The organism is Clostridium kluyveri, from assembly GCF_001902295.1.
Classification (GTDB): domain Bacteria; phylum Bacillota; class Clostridia; order Clostridiales; family Clostridiaceae; genus Clostridium_B; species Clostridium_B kluyveri_B.
In genome coordinates this window covers 1364665-1390269 of record NZ_CP018335.1, presented here as the reverse complement: position 1 = coordinate 1390269, position 25605 = coordinate 1364665, and the positions used below count along the sequence as shown (strand labels likewise).

18 protein-coding genes, 1 pseudogene and 1 other annotated feature are annotated in these 25605 nt (G+C 32.6%); of the genes and pseudogenes, 8 read left to right on the top strand and 11 right to left on the bottom strand.

All coding sequences use genetic code 11. The features are described 5' to 3' along the window. Positions 1–30 precede the first annotated feature (30 nt). The 4 genes from BS101_RS06840 to BS101_RS06825 all read left to right on the top strand — a co-directional run bounded on the left by BS101_RS06840 (position 31) and on the right by BS101_RS06825 (position 5695). Positions 31–522, top strand: coding sequence for a MarR family winged helix-turn-helix transcriptional regulator (locus BS101_RS06840; protein ID WP_073538143.1), 492 nt, complete (start codon positions 31–33; stop codon positions 520–522). Next, positions 519–3653, top strand: a complete 3135-nt coding sequence (locus BS101_RS06835; RefSeq protein WP_073538142.1) for an efflux RND transporter permease subunit — start codon at positions 519–521, stop codon at positions 3651–3653. Before BS101_RS06840 ends, BS101_RS06835 begins: the two co-directional genes overlap by 4 nt. Positions 3654–3655: 2 nt before the next feature. Further along, on the top strand, positions 3656–4933 hold the full coding sequence (locus BS101_RS06830; protein WP_073538141.1) for an efflux RND transporter periplasmic adaptor subunit: 1278 nt from the start codon (positions 3656–3658) through the stop codon (positions 4931–4933). Between the two features lie 225 nt (positions 4934–5158). Beyond that, complete coding sequence (locus BS101_RS06825) at positions 5159–5695, top strand: hypothetical protein (protein ID WP_242951417.1); 537 nt, start codon at positions 5159–5161, stop codon at positions 5693–5695. A gap of 39 nt (positions 5696–5734) precedes the next feature. Here the strand turns inward: BS101_RS06825 and BS101_RS06820 are convergent, their stop codons facing one another. From BS101_RS06820 to nifS, 4 genes are all read right to left on the bottom strand, one after another. Then, complete coding sequence (locus tag BS101_RS06820) at positions 5735–8155, bottom strand: VIT and vWA domain-containing protein (RefSeq protein WP_073538139.1); 2421 nt, start codon at positions 8153–8155, stop codon at positions 5735–5737. Between the two features lie 233 nt (positions 8156–8388). Beyond that, complete coding sequence (ilvC, locus tag BS101_RS06815) at positions 8389–9390, bottom strand: ketol-acid reductoisomerase (protein WP_073541166.1); 1002 nt, start codon at positions 9388–9390, stop codon at positions 8389–8391. Positions 9391–9445: 55 nt separating this feature from the next. Next, positions 9446–9643: a binding site (T-box leader), on the bottom strand. Positions 9644–9737: 94 nt separating this feature from the next. After that, complete coding sequence (mnmA, locus tag BS101_RS06810; RefSeq protein WP_073538138.1) at positions 9738–10808, bottom strand: tRNA 2-thiouridine(34) synthase MnmA; 1071 nt, start codon at positions 10806–10808, stop codon at positions 9738–9740. Between the two features lie 18 nt (positions 10809–10826). After that, a complete protein-coding gene (gene nifS / locus BS101_RS06805; protein ID WP_073538137.1) occupies positions 10827–11996 on the bottom strand; it encodes a cysteine desulfurase NifS in 1170 nt (389 codons plus the stop codon). A 162-nt stretch (positions 11997–12158) separates the two neighbouring features. On the opposite strand from nifS, the gene BS101_RS06800 reads away from it, so the two are divergent. The 3 genes from BS101_RS06800 (at position 12159) to BS101_RS06790 (ending at position 14620) form a co-directional block, all read left to right on the top strand. Beyond that, positions 12159–12593 (top strand): hypothetical protein, encoded by a 435-nt coding sequence (locus BS101_RS06800; protein ID WP_073538136.1) that lies wholly within the window; start codon positions 12159–12161, stop codon positions 12591–12593. 312 nt (positions 12594–12905) lie between these two features. After that, positions 12906–13868 carry a helix-turn-helix domain-containing protein gene (locus BS101_RS06795; protein ID WP_073538135.1) on the top strand — a complete coding sequence of 321 codons (963 nt, stop codon included), beginning with the start codon at positions 12906–12908 and terminating at the stop codon, positions 13866–13868. 125 nt (positions 13869–13993) lie between these two features. Continuing rightward, the gene (locus BS101_RS06790; protein ID WP_073538134.1) at positions 13994–14620 is read left to right on the top strand and encodes a hypothetical protein; all 627 of its coding nucleotides are present in this window, start codon (positions 13994–13996) and stop codon (positions 14618–14620) included. Here the strand turns inward: BS101_RS06790 and BS101_RS06785 are convergent. Further along, positions 14585–14884: a hypothetical protein gene (locus BS101_RS06785; RefSeq protein ID WP_073538133.1), complete on the bottom strand. Its 300-nt coding sequence runs from the start codon at positions 14882–14884 to the stop codon at positions 14585–14587. The two genes, BS101_RS06790 and BS101_RS06785, sit on opposite strands and share 36 nt — an antisense overlap. Before the next feature lie 97 nt (positions 14885–14981). Between BS101_RS06785 and BS101_RS22640 the strand changes: the two are divergent. Continuing rightward, positions 14982–15146 (top strand): annotated as a pseudogene (locus BS101_RS22640) (IS4 family transposase); the annotation flags it as partial. Between the two features lie 46 nt (positions 15147–15192). Here the strand turns inward: BS101_RS22640 and BS101_RS06780 are convergent. The 6 genes from BS101_RS06780 to BS101_RS06760 all read right to left on the bottom strand — a co-directional run bounded on the left by BS101_RS06780 (position 15193) and on the right by BS101_RS06760 (position 25576). Continuing rightward, on the bottom strand, positions 15193–16935 hold the full coding sequence (locus tag BS101_RS06780; RefSeq protein ID WP_156876123.1) for an ABC transporter ATP-binding protein: 1743 nt from the start codon (positions 16933–16935) through the stop codon (positions 15193–15195). Continuing rightward, a complete protein-coding gene (locus BS101_RS06775) occupies positions 16916–18682 on the bottom strand; it encodes an ABC transporter ATP-binding protein (RefSeq protein WP_073538131.1) in 1767 nt (588 codons plus the stop codon). Before BS101_RS06775 ends, BS101_RS06780 begins: the two co-directional genes overlap by 20 nt. A gap of 155 nt (positions 18683–18837) precedes the next feature. Further along, the gene (locus BS101_RS06770; RefSeq protein WP_073538130.1) at positions 18838–19782 is read right to left on the bottom strand and encodes a helix-turn-helix domain-containing protein; all 945 of its coding nucleotides are present in this window, start codon (positions 19780–19782) and stop codon (positions 18838–18840) included. Between the two features lie 629 nt (positions 19783–20411). Beyond that, positions 20412–22760 (bottom strand): GLUG motif-containing protein, encoded by a 2349-nt coding sequence (locus BS101_RS23720; RefSeq protein WP_242951416.1) that lies wholly within the window; start codon positions 22758–22760, stop codon positions 20412–20414. A 43-nt stretch (positions 22761–22803) separates the two neighbouring features. Then, positions 22804–24750 (bottom strand): cell wall-binding repeat-containing protein, encoded by a 1947-nt coding sequence (locus tag BS101_RS23715; protein WP_242951415.1) that lies wholly within the window; start codon positions 24748–24750, stop codon positions 22804–22806. A gap of 454 nt (positions 24751–25204) precedes the next feature. Further along, a complete protein-coding gene (locus BS101_RS06760; RefSeq protein ID WP_073538129.1) occupies positions 25205–25576 on the bottom strand; it encodes a metal-dependent transcriptional regulator in 372 nt (123 codons plus the stop codon). Between the last annotated feature and the right edge of the window lie 29 nt (positions 25577–25605).

Below are 25605 nucleotides of genomic sequence, written 5' to 3'. Positions count from 1 at the left end.
CATGTACTAATTAGCAAAGGAGGTATTGAAATGAACTGTCAAAAAGATGACTTACTCATTATTGAAGATATAAAAAAAAATTTCGATGATTTTTTTTTACTTATTAAATATATAATGAGTAATAGCTTTAGATATGAAGAAAAGCTTCCTATTGCTCAACTATTTTTCCTGCAGCAGCTTAAAGAACAGGGTGAATATAAAGTAAGCGAGCTTGCAAAAGATCTTGGAATAACTCCTGCCGCTGTTACAAATTTAAGTAATAAATTTGTAAACAAAGGATTTGTACACAGATATAGACCGGATTATAACAGGAGGATTGTTATGCTGTCTCTTACCCTTGATGGAATTAACTATCTGGAAAAATTGAATAAAATAAAATATGACTTCTTAGAAGAAACAGTTTCTATTTTAAGTAAAGAGGATCTGAGAAACATAACTTATGGTTTTTCAAAATTAAATTATGCTCTTAGAAATTATAAAAATAAAACTATTATATCTATGACTAAGGAGGGTAAAAAATGAACTTAACTGAACTATCTGTACGAAAGCCAGCGGCAATAACCATGTTACTGTTGTTCTTGTTAGGTCTTGGAGTATTTGGTTATAGTAATTTAGGGGCAGATCTTATGCCATCTATAAATATACCTGTAATTTCTATATCCACTACATATTCCGGTGCCAGTGCTGAAGACATAAAAAAAGATGTAGTAAAACCTATTGAAGATTCTGTAGCTGGTATAAGTGGTATTGACACCCTGCAATCTACTGCAAGCGAAGGATATGGACAAACCACTATAATGTTTAAAAGTGATGCAAATATGAATACTGCCTTTTTAGATGTACAAAAAGCTGTAGATACTGCTCAAGCTAAACTTCCTAAAAATGCAGACAAACCTCTTTTATTTAAAATGGACACAAATGCCATGCCTGTTTTGATGTTATCCGTGTCTGGAAATGTATCCCACGAAGAATTGTATAATGAATCCAACAATATAACAGACTCTCTCAAAAAAGTTGAGGGTGTAGGAAATGTCTCTCTCCTTGGAACCCAGCAAAAACAGCTTATTATAAAACTGGATAAAGCCGCTGTAGAATTCTATGGAGTAAATACAAGCCTACTAATTTCTAAATTGCAATCAGATAATGTAAGCTTTCCTGCAGGTCAAATAAAACAAGATAACCTAAATGAAACTGTAAGAATCATGAGTCAACTTGAAGATATAGATGAAATAAGAAATTTATTAATACCTACTTCAATTGGGGGTACTGTTCGTTTGTCTGATATAGCTGACATAAATTTAGAATATCCCGATGAAAATCAATACATAAGAATAAACGGTAAAGATACCATAGGAATAAGCATACAAAAACAAAGTGATGCAAATGTAATTGAAACTGTAAATAATATAAATGCAGAACTTGAAAAAGTTAAAAAACGGCTGCCAAAAGGAATAAATTTAGTGGCTGCCTACGATAGTACTAAATTTATAACTTCATCTCTTACTGAGATAAAACGTACTTTAATAGAAGGTATAATAACCACTGCTTTAGTTTTATTTATATTCTTAAAGAGCTGGAAATCTTCATTAATAGTACTTGTAGCCATACCTACCTCCCTTATTGCCACCTTTTTTATGATGTATGTTATGAAATTTACACTAAATATGATGTCTCTTATGGGCTTATCCCTCTGTATAGGTATTTTGGTAGATGATTCAATTGTTGTACTGGATAACATAAAACAACATCTATCCATGAAAAAACATCCCCATCAAGCGGCTATAGATGGACGTAATGAAATAGGTCTCGCGGCTATTGCCATAACACTTTGCGATGTAGTTGTATTTGCTCCAGTTGCATTTATATCAGGCATGGCAGGACAGTTCTTTAAAGAATTTGGATTGACCATAGCTTTTGCAGCATTATTTTCCCTATTTGTTTCCTTTACCATTACTCCTATGCTGGCATCCAGAGTGTTTAAAGGAAATGACGACAACCATAAAAAAGCTTCTGGTAGATTTACCAGAATTAAAAATACTAAAATTTATAAAATGTTTAGTTCTCTTTCAAATTCTCTAGATAACATAACTGTAACCTATAAAAAAGCTCTCATATGGTCATTAAATCACAGGAAAAGAGTGCTAATTATTAGTATAGCTGCATTAATAGGTACTATACTCTTAATACCAGCAGGTGCCATAGGAACAGAACTTATTCCTTCCACGGATCAAAGCTCCTTTAATATAAATATGACCTTTGATTCAGGAGCAACCTTAAATCAGATGGACAAAAGTGTTAAACAAGTAGAAAACTATTTACATGGAGTTAAAGAAATAAAAACTTATTATGCTATGATAGGTTCCAGCGGTGACAGTGTAAATTCCAGCACTTCAAATACTGCAAGCATATATGTAGAACTTTACCCTAAAGCTGAAAGAACCATATCTCAATCTGAAGTGGCTAAAAAAGTTCGAAGCTGGGGAAATGCTTCACTTTCAGGAACAGATTTTTCTGTGGTTGAATCTGATGTAAGCAGCGGCAGCAGTAAACCTATATCAATTCAAATATTAGGTGATGATTCAGATACCATAAGTGAAATATCCAACAAGGTAGAAGAAACAATAAAAACAGTTTCAGGTATTACAGATGTGGATAATTCTACCAAGGCAAGTGACAGTGAATTAAAAGTACAGATGGACAGATTGGCCGCATCCCAGTATGGTGTATCCATATCAGATTTATCTTCAGTACTGAGAACCGCAATTCAAGGTTCATCTGCAGGAATATATACAACCAAAGGAGACGACTATGATATAACAGTAAAATTTAACGATAAATATGTAAAAACCGCTTCAGATATAGGCTCTATAAAAATAATCAGCAGTTCAGGTCAATCTGTTCCTATAAGTGAAGTTGCAAAAATAGTAAAAGCTGACAGTCCAAAATCTATATCAAGACAGGATAGACAAGATGTCGCTACTGTTTCTGCGAATATCCAGGGAAGGGCCCTTGGTGCTGTAAGTAAGGATTTAACTGAAAAGTTAAAGCCATTATCTGTTCCAGAAGGTTATGAAATTAAATTTGGTGGAAATCAGGAGAGTATGTCAACTAACTTTACTTCTCTTATAGAAGTATTGATTATTTCCTTAGTACTTATTTACATGATATTAGTTGTACTCTACGAATCCTTCTTGACTCCATTTATCAGAATGATATCTCTCCCTTGTGCTCTAATAGGAGCCATAGGAATACTTGCAATTACTGGTAAAACCTTGAATATGATGTCTCTTATAGGATTTATAATGCTGGATGGATTAGCTTCTAAAAATGGTACACTTTTAATTGACTATACAAATACCCTCATGAAGCGGGGAAAGAATTTAAGAGAAGCTCTTATTGAATCTGGAGAAAGAAGACTGAGACCTATTATAATGACCTCTGCAACTATGATTGTAGGTATGCTTCCTTCTGCCCTATCTCTTGGAGAAGGCAGTGAAATAAAATCCAGCATGGCTCTTGTAGTTATAGGTGGAATGATAGCTTCTACTATTCTTACTCCTATAATATTACCTGTAGTTTATACATTATTGGATGACTTTAAAAACTATATGCTTAGAAAAATAAAGAAACATCCAAAAATCCAGGAGGTGTAATCATGAGTAATGTTATGAAAAATATTATTTTAAAACTAAAGAATAATGTGGGCAAAATAGTATTAATTGTACTGGCAGTTTTAATCATCTTTAGCATAGTACATAATATAATAAAAAATAAAAGTACAGAAACTACAAATTCCATCAAAAATGTAAAAGTAATCAAAGTAGAACTTTCTTCTTTATCTACAGATGTAAATTATTCGGGAAAATTAACTGCTAAGGAAGAAGTTTCAGTATCTCCTAAATCACCTGGAAAAGTTAAGACTTTAAATGTAAAAGTCGGCAGTACAGTAAAAAGTGGAGAAACATTATTTACTCTTGATTCAGACTCTCTGCAGGCCCAGTTGAAACAACAGCAGGCAAGTATAGACTCTGCCAAAGCTAATTTAAATAAAACAAAGAGTTCAGGAGTGGAACAACAGGTTGTACAAGCCCAGCAGGCAGTAGATAGTGCTAAAATATCCTATGACGATGCCCAAAGCAGTTATAATAGAACAGAGTCATTATACTCTTCCGGTGCTGCATCAAAGCAGGAACTAGATACTGCTAAAACTAAACTTGACAGTGCATCTGTAACCTTATCTTCTGCACAACAGAATCTAAGCTTAATTCAACAGAAAATTGGCCCTGAATCTGTAGATGTAGCTCAAGCTCAGGTAACCCAGGCTGAAGCCGCTGTGGATTCAATACAGTCCCAAATTAACGATACCATGATTAAGGCTCCTATTTCTGGTATTGTATCTGCTGTAAACATACATGAAGGAGAAATTTCTCCTACCGCAACAGCTTCCATAACTATAATTGACTTGAGTTCACTTATAATAGAGGCAACTGTACCGGGAAATATGCTTTCAAAGATTAAAGTAAATCAATCCATACCTGTAACTATTCCTTCTCTATCCAATAAGGAAATAACAGGTTCTATAGAAACTATAAATCCTGATGCGGACAGTACAACTAAAGAATATTTAATTAAAATAAAGGTACCTAACTCAGGAGGAGATTTAAAACCAGGCATGTTTGTTAAGATATCCTTACCTGATGAGACTGAGGATAATGTACTTACTGTAGCCAACCAGGCTGTAAAAATGGAAAATGGAGTTTCCTACCTCTATAAAGTAGAAGACAATAAAATAAAGAAAATATCTGTAAATACAGGACTTTCAAATGATAAGATTACCCAGATAATATCTTCAAAGGTACATGCAGGAGATACTATAGTACCAGAAGGTCAAACCTTTTTAAATGACGGTGATAAAGTTAAAATACTAAAATAAATTTTAATTCAAAAAGCAGAAGCCATAGATGCTAAAAATCTATGGCTTCTGCTTTTTATTTAAAAAATTAAATTGATGTCACAAATTAATTTTAATTCATATTATAGATTAGGAGTAAAGTCCTGCAGCTTACTTTTAAATTTTATCTAAGCCGGCAATTAGCTAATACTCCTATGTTCTTCAGAACAACTTTCCATTATTTTTTATAGAAAGGAGTTGAATACATTGAGCAGACATCATCATAGAAGACATCCTAGAGGCCACCATTCAAATAACGAAGATGAAGCCTATTTTATTCCTAACGAAAAATCACCTATAGATTCTAATTATATAGAAGTAAAAGAAGATTGTAAGGCAGATACTACGCTAGGGGAAAATACAGTCTGTATGAATGAACTGGATGAAAATAAATTAGAATGTAATGATTGTAACAACATTGGTTCCATAAGTTTTATAGATAATTTAAAAAAACATACAGGAAAAAGGGCAACCATATACACATCCGGCGGAGATTCTCGTATGTATAACTTTACGGGAATGTTAATAGAGGTAAATCATTATTTTATAAGGCTTGCACTTAATATAGCAGAAGCTCCGGTTTGTAGACCAGAAAATAACTACAACGATAATTTAAATCCTTATGATGATATTTTACCTTTTGACAACTGTAATTCAGAACAAAATTGCAGAAATGATGACATAAACACCTTTGTGGACATCCCCATTGACAAAATAACCGGCTTTATCCACGGCAATATTTAAAACTTAGGCTGGCATACTAGACTTTATGCCAGCAGAACTTTAACTTTTCAATCCCTTCAACACAGCTAATTTTGACATGTCAAATATGGAATTTCTCTCTTCAATTATAGTTATATTCTCTTTTATATATTTTTTATCTTCACTTAATGTAAATAAGGACGCCACATTTTTATTAAAAGAATTGCTCATTAGATTTTTAAGTACAGGTTTAGTCTCTTCTCTGCTGTGAAGCTTCTCACATAGCTTTTCTATTGTATTATCAGCCTTTGGGATATATTTATCCTTTAATAATTTCTTTTTCTTTATCTTGTTTAACACTAAAATTGATAATTTTAAAATATCACATCTTACATCAAATTCTACTTCATCATAGTTTTCACATATAAAACTTACTGCTTTATTCAGCTGATTCGTATATATATCTATATTCTCTTTTCCTATAATAAAAGCAAGCATAACCATAGCTGTAGTTTCTATTTTATCCTCTACACTGCTGTCTTCGTAATCCACAAAAGCCCCATCTGCAAATTGATTTTTTGCAATTATCCTTAAAAGTTTTTCCCTCGGATACTTTTTATCTAAATATTTGTTATCGCTAAGACTTATTTCCACATCATCCTCATATATAAAGCTTCTGTATAAAAACCCCGTTCCTGTGTCTTCATCCATTTTATTTTGATTTAAAGTATTTTCTTTTACTTTTATAGGAATTATATCTCTAAGCTGAATTCCAAGCACCGGTTCTTCCCTAAGTTCCATTAGTATAAACGTTGTTTCAGAGCTTATAAGTTTATTGTCCTTTGAAAGTTCTATTATTTTTTTTCTCATGCTTTCCCTTACTGTTCCTCTTTCGGCTCTCATATTTATTTCCAGGGATTTTATTCTTTTTTTAGCCCATATTTTTTTTAACAGGTTAGCATTTTCTTCTGTATTAAAATTATCTATATCCACCTTTTGTATATATTCTTTTCCATCTACATTTCCCTTTAATACTATCTGCCCTCCTACTTCTCCCAGTACATTTGCAAATATTGAAAAAGGTTCTCTATCATACATGTATTCTATGGTTCTAGGATAAGAATTTCTAACCTTAAGTTCACCCCAGTCAATTTCTATGTTATGAACTTGGGGATTTTGTATTCTATTAAATTGTCTTAGTACTATATCTTCTATTCTCTCGTCTATATCTATAAACTCTGCTTTTCCGCAGCTTTCATGAGCCAGCTTATTTAGAAAATAGTTATTGGCAGATGAATCTATTCCAAAAGTAAATATTCTATTGTCACCTATATTTTCTTTCACATAGGCAAGTATATTTTCTTCATCATCTACCAAATCATCAGTAAATAAAAGTATTGTATTTTTATCCCCTTCTTTCTCCAGACTATACCTTATTGCCCCAAATATATCTGCATCTTCTTCCGTATCCAAATTATCTATCCATTTAGAAGCTTTTCTTAAAGAATCCTGGTCAAATTCTATCATTCCATCTTTTGAAAAATCTATTAAATTTACTCCCATGGCTATTATATCGAAAGTATCACCTTTAGATAAGTTCCTTATACAAAGCTGAAGTGCATTTTTTGCCTGTTCCAACTTTTCACCTTTCATGGTATCTGAAATATCAATTAAAAATATATAATTTTCCTTAATCTCTTCCTCATAAGGATCAAGCTTTGGAATCATTCTTATATATACTATTCCTTTTTGCCTGTCATTTTCTTTATATTCATAAATCATTCCATCTGCTTCAAGGGTTTCTCTCTCTTTGATAAACAATATAAATTCTTTATCCATTAAATAATAGTCTTCCTCTAAAGTTATCTTGGCTACTGTGTCTCCTTCCCTCTCTACTTTTATTTTATGGTAGGGACATCTAAAGTTAACTTTGCTTAAAGATTCCACTATTATATTTACCTTAAATTCAAAATCTTCATCCTTACCCTTCTTTATTCCAAGTCTATTGACCAAATTACTTCTTAATTCTTCAATTCTAGATTTACTTCTTATTATTTTAGGTTCTGAAATTGCAGGTATGGTAAATTTAAAAGTACTGTCTTTATAATCTAATTCGTCTATATAGGAAAGTTTTATTTTTACAGTTTCCCCGGAAATTATTTTACCTATACTTATTTTGAAGAAATGAGGACTGAATTCTTCCAATGAAAAAATACTATCTCCTCGAATTCTTGCATTCTCATACACCTGCAGAGCCTTATCTTTCTCTTCCACTATTGCTTTTAAGGTTCTTCCACCTATTTCTGCTTCAAATCCAGATATTAATGCTGTAACTGGAATAGGAAAAATATATACTCCTTCTATATCTTCATCACTGCAATTTTCATAAATTTGATTTATAAATACTTCTCCATACCCTGCACAAAGGTTACCTGTAATACTCACTTTTTTCAATAATATCCCATCATCAATCCCCTTATTTGTTTTGTCATAAGGTAACATAAACTCGCCTCCTTCTCAATCTATATAGAATATGTAAAAATAATACGTTAGAAGTGTTAACGTTGTCAATTATTTAATACCATTAATTTTAAGCTGATACTAATATTTAATTATAATATGTATATTATTATACCATATTTATCCTCATTTATTTTTACACAAATCAGAAGTTTAAAATAAAAATTTGGAAGCTTTAAGCTTCCAAATTTAATATGTTAACTCTATAATTATAATTATTTGCTGTTTATCCAGGACATCATAGCCCTAAGTTTTTTTCCAACTACCTCAATAAGATGGTTCTGTTCTTTTTTCCTCTTTGCAATAAATGAAGGTCTTCCTGTCTGGTTTTCCAGTATCCAGTTCTTTGCAAAAGTACCATCTTGAATTTCTCCAAGTACCTTTTTCATCTCTTTTCTTGTATCCTCTGTTATTATTCTCTTGCCTATACTGTAATCTCCATATTCAGCAGTATCACTTATGGAATATCTCATATAGCTTAATCCGCCTTCATTCATCAAATCCACAATCAATTTCATCTCATGCATACACTCAAAGTATGCATTTTCAGGTGCATATCCTGCTTCAACCAAAGTTTCAAATCCTGCTTTTATAAGCTCTGATATTCCTCCGCAAAGTACTACCTGTTCTCCAAACAAATCTGTCTCTGTTTCATCTTTAAAGGTAGTTTCAAGAACTCCTCCTCGTGTGCCTCCTATTCCTTTTGCATATGCCAGTGCATAGTCCTTGGCTTTTCCACTGTAATCCTGGTATACTGCATAAAGGCATGGTACTCCTTTTCCTTCGGTATATTCTCTTCTTACAATGTGTCCTGGTCCTTTAGGTGCAACCATAATTACATCCACATTTTCAGGAGGGGTTATCTGATTGAAGTGTATATTAAATCCATGGGCAAACATAAGCACTTTTCCCTCTGTCAAGTTATCTTTAACACTGTCAATATATAGGCCCTTTTGCTTTTCATCTGGTATAAGTGTCATAACCATATCTGCTTTTTTTACAGCATCTGCAGCTTCCATTACTTCAAAACCATTCTCCTCTGCCTTTTTCCAGGACTTACTCCCTTTATACAGACCGATTACCACGTTAATTCCACTGTCTTTTAAATTCTGTGCATGGGCATGACCCTGACTTCCATAGCCTAAAACTGCCACTGTTTTATCCCTCAATAAATCCAGATTCCCATCTTCATCATAATAAATTTTTAAGTTTTCCATTATACTTCCTCCTATATTGTTATTTCTTAAAAATAACATAAAAAATAGACCTTCTGCCTGGGGCGAAAGTCTACCGCGGTACCACCCAAATTTGTTACTCATATTTTATAACGGCTTCTACCGGCACAGCTTACTATAAGTTCAGCTTACAACTCCAGGGGGAGTTTCAACATGTAACATTTATGGATTCCCAGCTTCAACCACTCTCTTTAAAATGTTAATCACATCTACTTGACCCTGTCTCAGTTTTTAATGTTATTTTTATAATCTATTACATATCTCATTTACGTCAATATCCCAATAAGCTGTCAAAAAATTTATTTCTTTTAATTGTATCATTTATGATATTAGCTGTCAATAATTCCTCCTCCAATTAAAATATTATCTTTGTAAAATACCACAGATTGCCCTTTTGTAATTGCCCTTTGTCTGTCTGTAAATTTTACCTTTACTTTTTCTTTGCCTATGGAACTTATCATTGCCTCTGCAGGTTTCGAGGAATATCTTATTTTAGCTTCTACCTTCATTGGTGAGGTCAAATTCTCAAAAGGAAGAAAATTCACATCCTTTGCCACTAGATCTGTTTTAAATATATCTTCTTCACTTCCAAGCACAACTTCATTAGTATAAGGTTTTATGTCTATTACATACATAGGTACCCCAAAGGATAAACCCAATCCTTTTCTCTGACCCAATGTATAGTATACTATTCCCTTATGTTTTCCAAGCACATTTCCCTCTTTATCTATAAAATTTCCTTCTTTCACTTTATCCTTTGTAATTCTCTTTATATAAGCTCCATGATCATTATCTGGGATGAAACATATTTCTTCACTATCTCTTTTAGAATAGACATTAAGCCCTATTTTTCTGGCTATCTCTCTTATTTCTTCTTTTTTGTATATTCCACAGGGCATTAATGTATGTGCCAGCTGAAATTGAGTTAAATTATAAAGAGCATAAGTTTGATCTTTATTGTGATCCTTTGATTTTCTAAGAGTATATCTATCATTAATTTTTTCTACAGTGGCATAATGTCCTGTAGCCACATAATCCGCCCCTAAATCCATAGCTCTTTTTAAAAGCTCATCAAATTTTATATATTTATTACAGGCTATACACGGATTTGGTGTCTTTCCTTCCATATATTCCTGTATAAAATAATCTATTACATTTTTTTTAAATACCTCTTTAAAATTCATAACATAATGAGGTATATTAAGATGATATGCTACCATTTTGGCATCTTCTACAGCACTTAAAGAACAACATCCACTTTCCATGTCTTCATAATAATCATCTTCCTGCCAGACCTGCATGGTTACTCCAATAACTTCATACCCTTGTTCCTTTAAAAGATGTGCTGCAACAGAACTATCTACTCCTCCACTCATACCCACTACTACTTTTTTTGTCATTTTATCACCTATTCTAATTTAAAATTTTCCAGAACTCCATTTTGCATTATTTTCTCTCAACTTAAATACTGTATCTTTTATAACATCTGCAGTATAGTTAATATCCTCCTCAGTAGTATCTGCTCCTAAACTTAGACGAATAGAAGATTTTGCCCGAGCATCAGAAAGTCCTATAGCTTTTAGTACACGTGAAGGTTCTATAGCTCCTGCAGAGCATGCACTTCCTGCAGATACACATATTCCCTCATTATCTAAAGCCATAACCAAAATTTCTCCATCTACAGAATCAAAAGAAATATTTACATTACCTGGAAGTCTATTTGTTTTATGTCCATTTAGTTTGGTACCTGGTATTTTTAGAAGTTCTTCTATCATCTTATCTCTAAGATAACTTAGTCTTTTATTTTCTCTGTCCATATTTAAAGCTGCAATCTCAAGTGCTTTTCCCATACCAACTATACCTGCAATATTCTCTGTTCCAGCTCTTCTTCCCCTCTCTTGAGAACCTCCGTGAATAAAACTATCTATTTTTACTCCTTTTTTTATATAGAGGGCACCTATACCTTTAGGTCCATAAAATTTGTGAGATGACATGGACAAAAGATCTATATTCATATCTTTAACATTAATAGGAACATTACCTACTGCTTGAACTGCATCTGTATGCAGTAAGACTCCCCTATTTTTACACATATTCCCTATTTCTTTTATAGGCTCTATGGTGCCTATTTCATTATTAGCAAACATTATAGATACAATTAAAGTATCTTTTCCTATAGATTCCTCCAGCTTTTTTATATCTACTGTTCCAAATCTATCCACAGGAAGATATGTAACCTTAAAGCCTTGTTTTTCCATATACCTGCAGGTATTTATTACAGCAGGATGTTCTATTCCTGTAGTTATTATGTGTTTTCCTCTTTCCTTATTTGCAAGAGCCACTCCTTTTATGGCCCAATTATCCGATTCTGATCCTCCACTTGTAAAAAATATTTCATCCCTGTTTGCATTTATAGCTGATGCTATTTTTTCCCTAGCCTTTATTACAGCCATCTTTGTGATTCTGGATATGCCATATACGGAAGAAGGATTACCAAAATATTCATTAAAATATAATTTCATTTCCTCTATAACTTCTGGTTTTACAAAAGTTGTAGCTGCATAGTCCATATAAATTTCTCTATTCACTGATTACATCTCCTATACAAATTATGTTTAAACAGCTGATAATTATTATACTAATTTTATTTTTAAATATACTTTTTGTCAATATAACACATTTTTAATTGCGTAAAATTATCTCTTTATGATATTATAATTGTTATTATTAGAGAAAGGATTTTAAATTATATGAACTTAAAAATTAAAATTAATATATATGGAAATAAAAATGCTGTGCTATCCTTAAAAAGCTGCTGCAATAGCAGCCATGATTCCGCTTCTAACAGCTGCCAGAATAGAACAAAATGTGGCAGCTGTACAAACTGCAGAAACAACTGTAAAAATTCTATTTCATCTGAATCAAATGTAACACTTATAAAAACAGAAGAACTTTATAACAATTTAAAAAAATTTTTTAATAATAGTGATGTTTCACAAAATATAATATTAGATTTTATAGAACTTGATAAAATAAATTTATCAGATAAGGAGGGAATTGAAGTAAATAATATTATCCGTAAGGGATTTACCCCTCCAATAACTGTGATTGATGGAATAATAAGATACTATGCAGGTATATCCAATATATTGATTTATAGGGATGTAAAAGAACTGCTTGAATAATCAAGACAATCCATAAAAACAAAGAACATGACCTTATGATAAAGTCTTTATCATTTCCCTTGTCCACTCGATATAGATCAATTCAAAATTTGGCTATTGTGGATTTTTTTAATAATCATCTACAAAAGAATTGATAATGAATATCAATTGCAGTATAATAAATTATAATGGTTGAAATATACATAAGAAGTAAAATTGTGATCATATACTTACTTTTTCTTTTCTATATTTTATTCCAAGGTTAGAATCAGCTAACACTGTAAGATATAGACTTAAAATGAGATACTATATCAATAGAAAGGAGAAAAACTAATGCAAACAATAAAGTGGCAAAATATATTTAGTTCAGATTTAAAAGCTATAAAACAGCACCGCTATTGCACGGAATACTATATCGAAAATCAGAGCGGTACAGGAAAACTTATAAAATATGAAGTACTTCCAGGAATTCAATTGACATATAATTTGTTCCAACTAAATATAAACCCAAATAATAATATAACAAATACAAATATTATAGAAATCAATCATTGCATGGAAGGCAGATATGAATGCGAGTTTAAAAAAAATGATTATATATATTTAAATAAAGGTGATTTATCTATTAGTAATTTTTCATGTAAGAAAATTTCATCTAGTTTCCCATTAGGATATTTTAAGGGTATATCTATTATCATTTATTTAGATGAGGCAGTGATATCCATCAAAAAAATGAAATTGCCAGATTCTATTGATTTATATAAACTTATGAAAAAACTATGTGTACAGAATCACTGCTTTATCCTGAGGGGCAGAAATGAGATAAAACATATTTTTTCACAACTTTATCCAATAAAAGAAGAACTCTGCCGCACATATCATCAAATAAAAGTGATTGAACTATTACTTTTTTTGAGCAGTAACAATATTTCAGAACAAAATCAAGAAAGGCCCTATTATTCAAGAAAACAAGTAACCATTACAAGACAAATAAGAGACCATTTAATTACACATATGAATAAACGCATTACAATTGAAGAAATGTCAAAAAAATATGGAATTGGCGTAACCACATTGAAAAATTGCTTCAAAGGCATTTATGGAACAACAATCCGAAATTATATGCACCATTACAGAATCAAAACCGCCGCATTTATGCTGCAGAACTCCTATGACAGCGTCGCCGTCATATCAGCCAAAGTAGGGTATGAAAATCAAAGCAAATTTGCAGCAGCATTCAAAAAAATAACTGGTATGTGTCCCTCAGAATATCGAAAATTCAAGGACCGAGCTTGAAGTTAGACAAGCTGCAAGTAGTATCAGTCCAAAATATCTTTATACTCTATCTTCAATAAATCTTCCTTCATCCATCACTGATATTTGATCTTAAATTACGCGTATTTTTAATTAAAGGAGTCTATATGATAAATTTAGAGAAATATTACATTGAGATAAATAGGAACCTTTTTAATTTTAATTCAGATGAAGAATTTCTGAATAACACAGTTCAAAATGAACAGAATTCCAATAATATAATTCATCTGTCTTTTGATTATGGTTTTGAAATCCTTATTGTGAAAAACCTCAACTTTGAAACAGATTTAAATATGGCTAAATTATCTCTTGATGATGTTGTAGAAATCAACTACTGCTTGTTCGGTGAAGTTCATATCAAATTTAAACATACACACGAAAATTTATATATGAAAAGTGGACAACTTTGTTTTAATTCTTTAAATACTGAAGTGTGTGATATCATAAAGAAATCACTCCATTATACTGGAATATCCCTATTTATTCATAAAAATGTTATGGAACACTTCTTAATAAATCCAAATAATCACAATCTATCTCAATATTTTTCTAAATTAGTTAAAACAACCTTTTACGAGAATACCTTTACTCTAACAGCAGGTAATATTATTATTAAAACTTTAGCAGAAAAACTGATAAATATGAACCATCTTACCTATACTCCTATAGAAGAACTTTCTTTCCGAAAGACAATTGTATCACTTTTGTATGAAACTGCTGAATACATTATCTAAAGTAATTCCATAATTATCAAAATGCGGCTTACTAGTCCTATAGGGTAAAGGCTTTTCATCTAATACAGAAATAATATCAGCAGATGCCTTATTTAAAAACTTTTTATCAAAACTTCCCGCTGCAAGACTTACTAAAGTCATAAGAACCATTCCAAGCATTGCCATACTTAAAATTGTATCTATTGCAGTTAAAATTATAGAAGAAATTAACTTCCGTATATCCCTGCCACATATCTTACAAATACAACGCATCATATCTAACATTTACTTTCTCTCCCTCCACTCCATGACGTCTTATTTTTATCCCTAAAAGTTAAATATATTATACTCAATCTTTTTATATTAATTTAATTTATTTTCCAAATATAAGGTATTAAAGTCAACAGAGTATATTAAAATAGACATCTTTGAACTCATAAAACCATTATCAAATGGTGAAACAATTGAATTCAAAGACGTCTACATTGGTTCCAAAAAGGAACTAAAAAGCAGATTGATTATAACTAGATTATGTGAAGGAAACAAGAGAAATTGAACATTTAAAATCAGTAAACAAACAATTCATTTCCAATTTATAACGCAAAATCTGAATCATCTCTTCTTAAATCACAATATTTTTTATAAAAACTATTCTCTTTAATTAAACTCTCATGTGTTCCTTTTCCAACAATGCTCCCTCTCTCGATTACTAATATTTGATCTGCTGATTGAATGGTGTTTAATCGATGTGCAATAACCAGAAGTGTTTTACCCTTTACTAATTCTCCAATGGCTTCCTGAATATAGCTTTCGTTATCTGCATCCACACTTGCAGTAGCTTCATCTAAAATAACAATAGGAGCATCTTTTAATATACATCTTGCAATAGAAATCCTCTGTTTTTCTCCCCCGGATAATGTGGCTCCACCTTCCCCAATTACTGTTTGAAATCCATCCGGCAGCGCCATAATAAAATCGTAGCATCTAGCTTTTTTAGATGCTTCTATGACTTTTGTTTTGGTCGCATCCGATTTTCCCATCAGAATATTGTTATAGATGGTATCTTGAAATAAATATACCTTCTGAAAAACCATACTGATTTGATCCATCAGTTTTTCCATCGCAATATCTCGAATATCCGTACCATAAAGTAGTATTTTTCCTTTATCTACATCCCAAAATCTTGCTAATAAATTAGCGATTGTTGATTTTCCAGAGCCTGAATGTCCAACCAACGCAGTCATCATATTCTTTCTCATGTCAAAATTAACATCATGTAAAATCTCATTTTCGTCATAGCCAAAGCTGACATGTTCAAAGACCATGATTGGTTTTTCTGAATTTAATTCAGATAAATGTTTCATATCACATTCGGGAAGTGGTTGTTCTTGAAATACTTCTTCTATTCTATCCAAGCAATTATCCATAATGGTCAGCTTTGCAGCCTCTCCATACAGTGCTTTCAATGGTCCAAATAAGTCAAATACAAATAACAAAACACCAATTAAATAGGATAAACTTAATACATTACTTTCTTTCAACCATACAGCCAATCCAAAAATGCAAGCTACTCCTATAGCTAAAATAATATTTAATCCAATAATCCACGATGTCATTTTCTTTTCAAATTCAATAGATTTATCCTTGGAATCCGAAAATTCTTTCTGTAGTTCCTTGGATTTATGTCCAACAAGATTGAAACTCTTAATGACTCCTATACCTCCAATAAAAGAAAATACTGCCTTCGTTAAAGATTCACTTTGTTCTTGCTTGGTTTTTCCTTCTTTTATCGATATTTGATTCATTTTATCAGACAATATTTTAGCGAATAAGTTTACTACTACAGCAATTAATCCTAATCGAAAATCCAAATAAAACATAAATAGAATTAAAAGAATGGATGTTAAGATATAGCTCATCATATTCGCTATGGTAATCATGGCAACTTCTTCGATAAAAATCATATCTGTTGTAAGAACAGAACTAATCTTACCTATATTTCCTTCCGTATAATAACCCATAGGAAGCTTTCTTAAATGATTTCCCAATTCCATTCTTTTATCGGCAAAAATCATAAATCCAGATGCACTTTGTAATTTATCCATGGAATGTCGGATTAACATTTGGATTAAAACCGTAATAACTAAAGCAAGCCCTATCCATAAACAATCCTTTTCTTCTAAAGTTTTTTCATAAAACTTTGTTAAAATCACAAGAGTATAAAAAATTGGCATCTTGGAAAGAATCGATTCAAAGATAGCCAGTACAAAAGCACCTTTTATTTTTCCTTTATAAACTTCTGACAAATTAAGAATTCTACCAATCATTTGAATAATCATAATCTTCCCTCCCTAGTACACCAATTTTCCATTGAGAACTTCTATTTTGTGCATCCCAAAGCTTTTGGTAAGAGGAGGAACTTTCCAACAACTTAGCATGTTTTCCTTTCACCTCTAATTTTCCTTTATTTAAAACGCAAATCATATCCACATCTTTTATAAAATTTAGCTTATGAGCAATCACTAAAAGAGTTTTATTCTGTACTAGCTTTGAAATTGCTTTTTGAATTTTATCTTCATTCTCAGGATCGATAAAAGCAGTGGCTTCATCTAAAATAATAATAGGAGCATCTTTTAAAATAGCTCTTGCTAAAGAAATTCTCTGTCTTTGTCCTCCTGAAAGAGCACCTCCACTTTCTCCTGCCATGGTATAAATACCATCTGGAAGTAGATTAATAAACTCCATACACTCTGCTTTTTCTGCAGCAGATATAACTTCTTCATCACTTGCTTTTGGATTCCCTAATCGAATGTTTTCTAAAACACTGGTATTAAAAAGGTATACATCCTGAGAAACGTAGGAAATTAAATTATTTAAACTTATCAAGCTCATTTGAGTAATGTCCTGTCTTCCTATTAAAATTTGACCTTCTTTTATATCATAATAATGTACTAAAAGTTTTGCTAAAGTACTTTTCCCAGAACCGGATTCACCAACCAATGCAACAGTATTATTGGGATGAATAATAAAAGATATATTGGAAATAACATCTTTTTCATCATATCCAAAGGTTACATTCTTATACTCAATGGTATAATCTTTACCAATAAATTCATTACCTGTATGTTTTAAAGGTTCACTCTCCAAGACCCCTTCTATCGCCATAATTTTGTAATTTATCTGAGGCATTGTTGGTAAAAATCCTAATGCCCTCAAAAGCGGAATTCCTATACTTAAAGATAAACATAAAATTAAGATTAAATCAGTCAATATAGAATAACCTCTTAACACAAACCATGAGCCTAATGGTAATGTCAAAATAATAGTACAAGGCAGAAGACTATTATAAACAGCCATCCACGGCCAACAAGCCTTATACCACCCCAATGTCAGATCCCTATAGTTTTTCACATCTCTTTCAAAGCGTTCATAGGATTGTCCTTCTTTATTAAAAACTTTAATAACTTCCATACCATTAATGTATTCAATAATGGTATTATTCATGATTTGACCAGCCTGATAATAGGATCCCATTTTTTTCATTCCAATAGAATACATAGTCTTCATAGCAATAACACTGAAAGGTACAGATGCCAAAGACAGAAAGGCTAATTTCCAATCCACAGTGAACATCATAATATAAATCACAACAGGAACCATAAGATTTGCAATTCCCTCCGGTAATGTATGGGCTAACAAAACCTCCAAACCGTCTACATCATCTACAAACAGTTTTTTCAGAAGCCCAGTTCCTTTTTCTTGAATTACACCCAAAGGTAAGCTTTCCAACTTTTCCTGCAGTGAAACTCTTAAACGGTATAGTGTTCCATAAGCCGCTTTATGTGATATAGATAGTCCCCATCCATAAAGTAACGCTTGTAAAATCAAAAGCATTAAAATCATAAACACCCGAACACTTACATAAAAAACACTCAGCTTTTCTCCGCTAACAAGAGGAGCAATAATCTGATATGCCATAAAGAAAGGAAACACACCGGATATAACACTGAATAAAACAAGAACCGTTGCCTGAATCATTCCTTTTCTATGAGGTCCTGCATACTGAAAAACCTTATCAAACATTCATTTCACCTCCAAATATTTTTACCTATTAAAAAATATGCTTTTTAAATTCTTAACCCGCTTAGTTAGTTTTATCTAACTTTTACAGTATAAATGATAAACCCTATAAAAATCTTTTTCTACCAATTTTCATTTTTATTTTATCAATTTTCATTTTATTTTTTTCTATACTCTTTAGGAAGTAGCCCAAACTGTTTTTTAAAGGCGTAAGAAAAATGACTCATACTGGTATACCCCAATAAAGTGGCTATTTCTCCAATATTTTTATTCGTTGTGTCTAATAAATAAGCAGCATATTCAAGTCTTTGTTTTATTCCATAAGTATATACTGGTACACCAAATATCATTCGAAATCCTTGGGACAACTTAGATGTATTAATATTAACCAGTTTTGCCAATTCATTTACAGTAGGTAAATTGGTTAAATTATTGTCTATAATATTTTTTGCTTTATTTATAGCATCAACGTCTTCTGAAATTAACTTAATGGAATAATAACATTCCCTGTCCTTTTCTATTATATTGGATAAATAAACTGCTATTAATTCATAAAGCTTACCCTCTAAATACATGCTTGCTAATCCTTTGTTTTTAGGAATTTCTCTTAGGGAATATAAGATTCTATTTATATGGTGATTCGCAGAAAACTTCAAACCTTTATTTATGTGATAAATCACGTTTTTAAATTCTCTTTTATCTAAATATTGCATTATAATTTCCATAAAAATGGATTCAGGCATTTTTATACTTATAAATTCATAGTTTTTTTCTTTCTCATAATATCCAACTTCTAATTCTCCTTTACTCCGATATAAATACATATCCCCTTCTTCTATCTCATTTCTATCCTTTTCACGTTCCCAACACATTTCTCCCTTTACACAAAAATATAAATTGACAAAATAGAGACTAGAATTTTCTCTTACTAATGTTTCTCTATTATAATTCATTTTCCAATCAGTAATTGTAATACCTTGCTTTATTCTCCATTGTAATACTAAACCTTTTCCTATTTCAGCAGGAAAACTCACTTTCACATGTTCCCTATTTAAAGATAAAATAGTATTATATAAATTCATTAAATTAGAGTTTTGTCTCAATCCATCTTACTCCTTTCTCTTCCATTACTCCTTTTTATAAGAAATTATCATGTTTCTCTGTATCTTCTTAGAAATTAACCCCACCTCTTTTAACTCTTCTGTACCCTCTCGAAAACTCAAAGAGCTTGATTTTTATATATTACAAAGTTCAATATTTTTGCTCCACCCCTAATATTTTAACTAAACTATTATGACTTTTCCCATGAAATTTACCTTCATATTCTTAATAGGAAACTATTTCACTTGATGAACTTTTACCCTTCTTCTTTAAAATTGTATTATAATTTAAAAATACTACTTTCTTAGGAGGTACACTATGTTACGAGATTGGAATCCACATTCAAAATATCAAGAACAGCTTTGCCTTAAAATGATACTTCATTATGAAATGCAAAGAAGCAGGGTGGTTGCTCTAGATAAAAGTATTAAATGATGAGGACTTAAAATTCTTTAAATCAAGTGATTCTTAGGTATAGACAAATAAATTACGGCGGCTTTGATTTCTATTTCAAAGCCGCCTCTTAACATCTAATTTTTCCACACTCTCTAGATGACTATTTGTCACTAAAATAGCAGTTTTTTGTTCCCTTTAAGAAATAACTTATGATATTTCATCTAAAATATCAACTTTATTCTGCACTTTCAAAAAGCCTGTCTGTAGTTCCAATTTCCGGCCCATCAGATGAACCATCTATAGTTACATTTGCTGTACAACTTTCAATAGTACTTCCCTCAGCTCGTCCAACCACTGTTCCTGGAGTAATGGCGCCCTTGATCTCTGCTGTAACTTCACAATTTGAAATTACAAATACACTCTCCATATCGTACATATTCATATACAATCCAGTGCCAACCAGACCGCCAATATGTGTAGCATCATTAGCATTAATGGTAGCAGTAACAGTGCAGTTAGAAATCTTAGCTGGATTTTCCTTATCAAACATTCCTGTAAATCCGCAAAGTCCACCTACCCCATGAGCTGATTCTCCAGCATCAATAATGACATTTGCCGTGCAGTTAGTGATACTTTCCATATTTTCGAGGCAACCACCTACACCACCAAGACCCATAGCATTACTTCCTTTTGAGTTTACTGTACCTTCAGCCGAGCAACCATCAATTGTTCCTCCAAAAGATCCTCCTACGATGATACCACCGCATTCTGCATTGTCAGGTAAAATATATCTGCCATTTTCAAATACATTGTCGCCTAATATATTTATTGTTGCAGCAGAAATACAATTTTTAATGGCTCCGCCTTCATTGCCGCCTAAAATACCACCAATGCAGTTATAACCGCTTATGCTATTGTCTCCAGATAATATAAGGTTTTCAACTATACCTTGGTTATAACCCACCACAGCACCAACTGCCATTGTACCTTCAGCTTTTACATTTTCCACTTTAAGATTTTTTACTACAGAAGAACTTGTGGAAACACCTATTAAACCTACTCCTACAGAATCTTTTCTATTGGTAGTCAAATTAGAAATAATATGATTGTCTCCATCAAAGCTGCCAGTAAATGCATTTGCAAAATATCCTGACTCATCCTCAGCCTGTGAATTAAATGTACCAATAGGTTCCCAATTTTCATAACTTGATAAATCTATATCTGCCGTTAGTATATAATGCTTGTCTAAATATTTTCTTACATCATTCAACTGGCTAGCAGTAGCAATCTGATATGGATCAGCTTCTGTACCGCTTCCCCCTGCAAATAATGAAGGTTCTGCTGTTTCTGATTTTCCAATCTGCTGTGCATTCGCACTTCCGTTAACAGTCATGGTGCTGGTGCAGTTTTCCACTGTAGAATTATAAGCCTGGCCTGCAATAGTACCCACAATCTTGCCGCCCTCAATACTACCTGAAGTTTTACAATCTACTGCCTTGTAAACAGTAGGAACTGGTCTGTACTCTTTATATGCATCAAGATAGAAACCTCCTCCTACTATGCCGCCTATTCGTTCAGCACTATCTGCTGCTTTAATAGAAGCATTGACAGAGCAATTCTTAATAAGTGTTGGATTTTCAATATCATAAGTACCTGCATTTCCTACAAGTCCACCGGTCATACTGCTGTTTTCTCCAACAATTATCTTTACATCTGCTGTACAATTCTCCACAGTTGGACTTTCTTGTGCTGCTCCAGATAAACCGCCAATACTAAAGCTTCCATTTCCCACTGCTGTCACAGTACCAGTTGCACTGGAACCAATCAAGGAGCAAGCTTCCATGCCTCCGGCCAATACACCCACGCCCTGTGCATTATCTCCAACTAAAGTCACATTTGCATTTGCATTGGAATTTTTAATATCGCAGAATCCGCCTCCTACAATACCACCTACAAGAAAACCTCCTGTAATGCTGTTCTCTCCAACAAGTGAAATTGATTCTGCAGCATTTTTAAATGAAGCATATCCTATAACCCCTCCAACCAATTGCTTGCCGGAAACTGTAGTATTTTCAACTACAAGATTCTTAATTGAGGCATTGTCTCCTGCAACGCAGCCAAATAATCCTACTCCTACAGAATCAGCTTTAGAAATATGAATATTAGAAATTTTATGGTTATCTCCATTAAAGGTACCTGAAAAAGTAAGACTTATGACAGGGTTTTCTTCATCCTCTGGTTTATCAGACAAAGGTTTGAAAGTTCCAATAGGTTCCCAATTTTCATAACTTGCTAAATCTATATCTGCTGTTAATATATAGTTCTTATTTAAGTATCTTCTCACTCTATTCAACTGACTAGCAGTAGCAATCTGATATGGATCGGCTTCTGTACCGCTGCCTCCTGCAAATAGCGAAGCTTCAGTATCCGATTTTCCAACCTGAGTTCCATCTGCATTACCATCAATAGTCATAGTGCTTGTACAATTTTTCACTGTAGAATTATAAGCATAACCTGCAACAGTACCAACTTCTGTACCGCCAGTAATACTGCCTTCAATACTGCAATTTTCTACTGTATACACAGAAGGAGCAGGATAGTACTCAAAGCCCTCTATATAAAAACCACTACCTACCTACACCACCTATGCGGGAAGCACTTTCAGGTGCCTTGATATCTGCTTTTACAGTGCAGTTTGAAATTACAGTAGGATTATTTTCATCAAAGGTTCCAGCATGTCCTATCAGACCACCAATCATAAAGTCTTTTTCAGCTACAGAAATAGTAACATCTGAGCTGCAGTTTTTCACATATGCCCCTTCGTGAACGCATCCTGCTAATCCACCTATAGAATAAACTTCCTTTCCATTAACAGTAATGCTTCCTTTTGCACTACAGCCGCTTAAGGAACAATTTCCAAGTCCTCCTGCCAATATTCCCACTAGATTGTTTCCATCACCATTAATAACTATATCTGCCTCTGCTTTACAATCGGTGATATTAGAATCCATTGTACCGCCAACAATTCCACCTACGTTGGCACTTTTGTCATTTCCAGTGATTTTGTTGTCACCAATAAGTTCAATTTTTTCTATTGGAGATCCTGCTGCCTGATGTCCTATTACGCCGCCAACTAAATCACTGTATCCAGTTACATTCACATTTTTCACAGTCAAGTCATGAATGACATTAGATTTATTTTCATTTTGAGTAATGCAGCCAAATAAGCCTATTGCCATATCTTTACGATCAATCTTTACATTGGAAATTGTATGTCCATTACCATTAAAGCTGCCCCTAAATGCCACCTTAGGATCTGGTGTTTCTGCATCCTCTGGTTTGTCAGACAAAGGTTTAAAAGCACCAATAGGTTCCCAATTTGCATAGCTGGATAAATCAATATCTGCTGTAAGAATGAAGTTTTTATTTAAATAGCTTCGCACCTTATTGAGTTGTGCTGCAGTAGCAATTTTATATGGAGAAGCCACAGTACCACTGCCTCCTGCAAATGGATTACTACTAGAAGAGCCTCCACCACCACCGCCGCCAGAGCTTCCTGGATTTCCTTGATTATCATTCTCATTAGAAGAGTTTACATTAACCAAAGCAGTTACTATATTTTCAGATACAAGTTGAGTCCCACCTATTGCTATTACTTTGCTGTTTTTATCAACTTTGGATTTTATTATACTAACTGCATCCTTATTCATAGTGCCGCTTACTAATATTATAGGATTGCAATCTTTAGATGCCAGAGCTGAAACAGATAATGCATCTGCAAATTGGTCTACTCCGTTATACTGGGCAGATGCCAGATATATACTGCCAAAATTTATATCATCTTTAAATTTATCAAGTATTTTTTGGTTGCTTTCGTATCTATCCTTTCCATATATTCTCTCGGTATTTTTAAATATACTTTCTATATCTTTTGATACCAGGGATTCTCCCCCTATTATGTAAGTCTTTTCTACACTGTTATCTTTTGAATACTCTGATACATCTTCCTTTCTATCTGCCAATAAAATAGGCATGCCCTTGTTGGCAGCTATATAACTTATAGAGAGTGCGTCTGATGAAGCCTTTCCTGAAACCAACACTATTGAAGAACTTTTTCCAACTTTATCCGCAATCATTTTTGAAGTATCGTATCTTGTAGTTCCTCCTAGTCTTGTTACATCGCTAGCCTTAGGTGCTGCAGTTTTTATTTCAGATATTACCTTGTCAGGTATAACTCCATTTCCACCTATAATTATCACTTTATCAGGATTTAGCCTTGATAATTCTTCCTTTGTACTTTCACTTAAACCCGATTTGCTGGTAAGTAAAATTGGTGCATTATACTTCTTTGCAAGAGGTGCAGCGCAAAGTGCATCTGGAAAATTTTCTCCATTGCATATTACTACACTAGAAGCACTTTCCCAACCACTTTTGCTTATGAGTGATGAAGTTTCATACCTGTCTTTTCCAAAAATCCTTTTTTGGTCCAAAGAATATGAAGACTCTGCAAAAACAGTGGTTGAAAATAACATTACCACACCCACTATTAATCCTAAGATTTTCTTTAATCTCAAATAGATCCCCCCTTAATGTTTTATTTGAATACAATTTGTTAATATGAAATTTTCATTCAGAACCATACTTGTTTTCGAATGAAAATGCATATCGAATGTTACTCATTATCATTTACCTTCACAACTTACCAAATCTTAATTTAATGGTTAAATGCTTTCTTAAAATATTGAGAAAAACATATGTTAGAGTGGGCCTGAAAGGAATTTGATATTTGGGCACATCAAATATAATAGCATCAGTTAGATATAACTAACTAATGCTATTATATAAAAATTTATTTTTTATTACTACTCTGTTTAGACTTTTTTTAATCCAAATGGTCTTTAAATTTTTTATTGACGATAAATGTTGAAATTTATGTAAAATCGTATAAGGTAAATTACCATCCTCGGAAAATGGGTTAAGACAGGTACTGAGCCTTATGGTCTATCTCCTGCCAGTCCCCATTGGAAATCACCTGCTCATCTTACCTGCTGCTTTTTTTATCGCTTCAAAGCTTTCCTCACTGATTACATGTTCAATCCTACATGCATCCTCTACCGCCTTTTTTTCATCCACTCCTAGTTTAACTAACAACTTCGAAATAATAGTATGACGTTCATACATTTTAGCAGCTATTTCAAATCCTTCTGAAGTGAGTTCGATATATCCTTCATCATCCATAACTATGTAATTATTCTGCCTCAAATTTTTCATAGCCACACTTATGCTGGGCTTTGAAAAACCTAATTCTCTTACAATATCAATTGACCTCACAGTACCATTCCGTTTATTTAACACCAATATAGTTTCCAAATAATTTTCTGCTGATTCGTGAACTTTCATTCAATCACTTCCTAGCACTTAATCTCTTT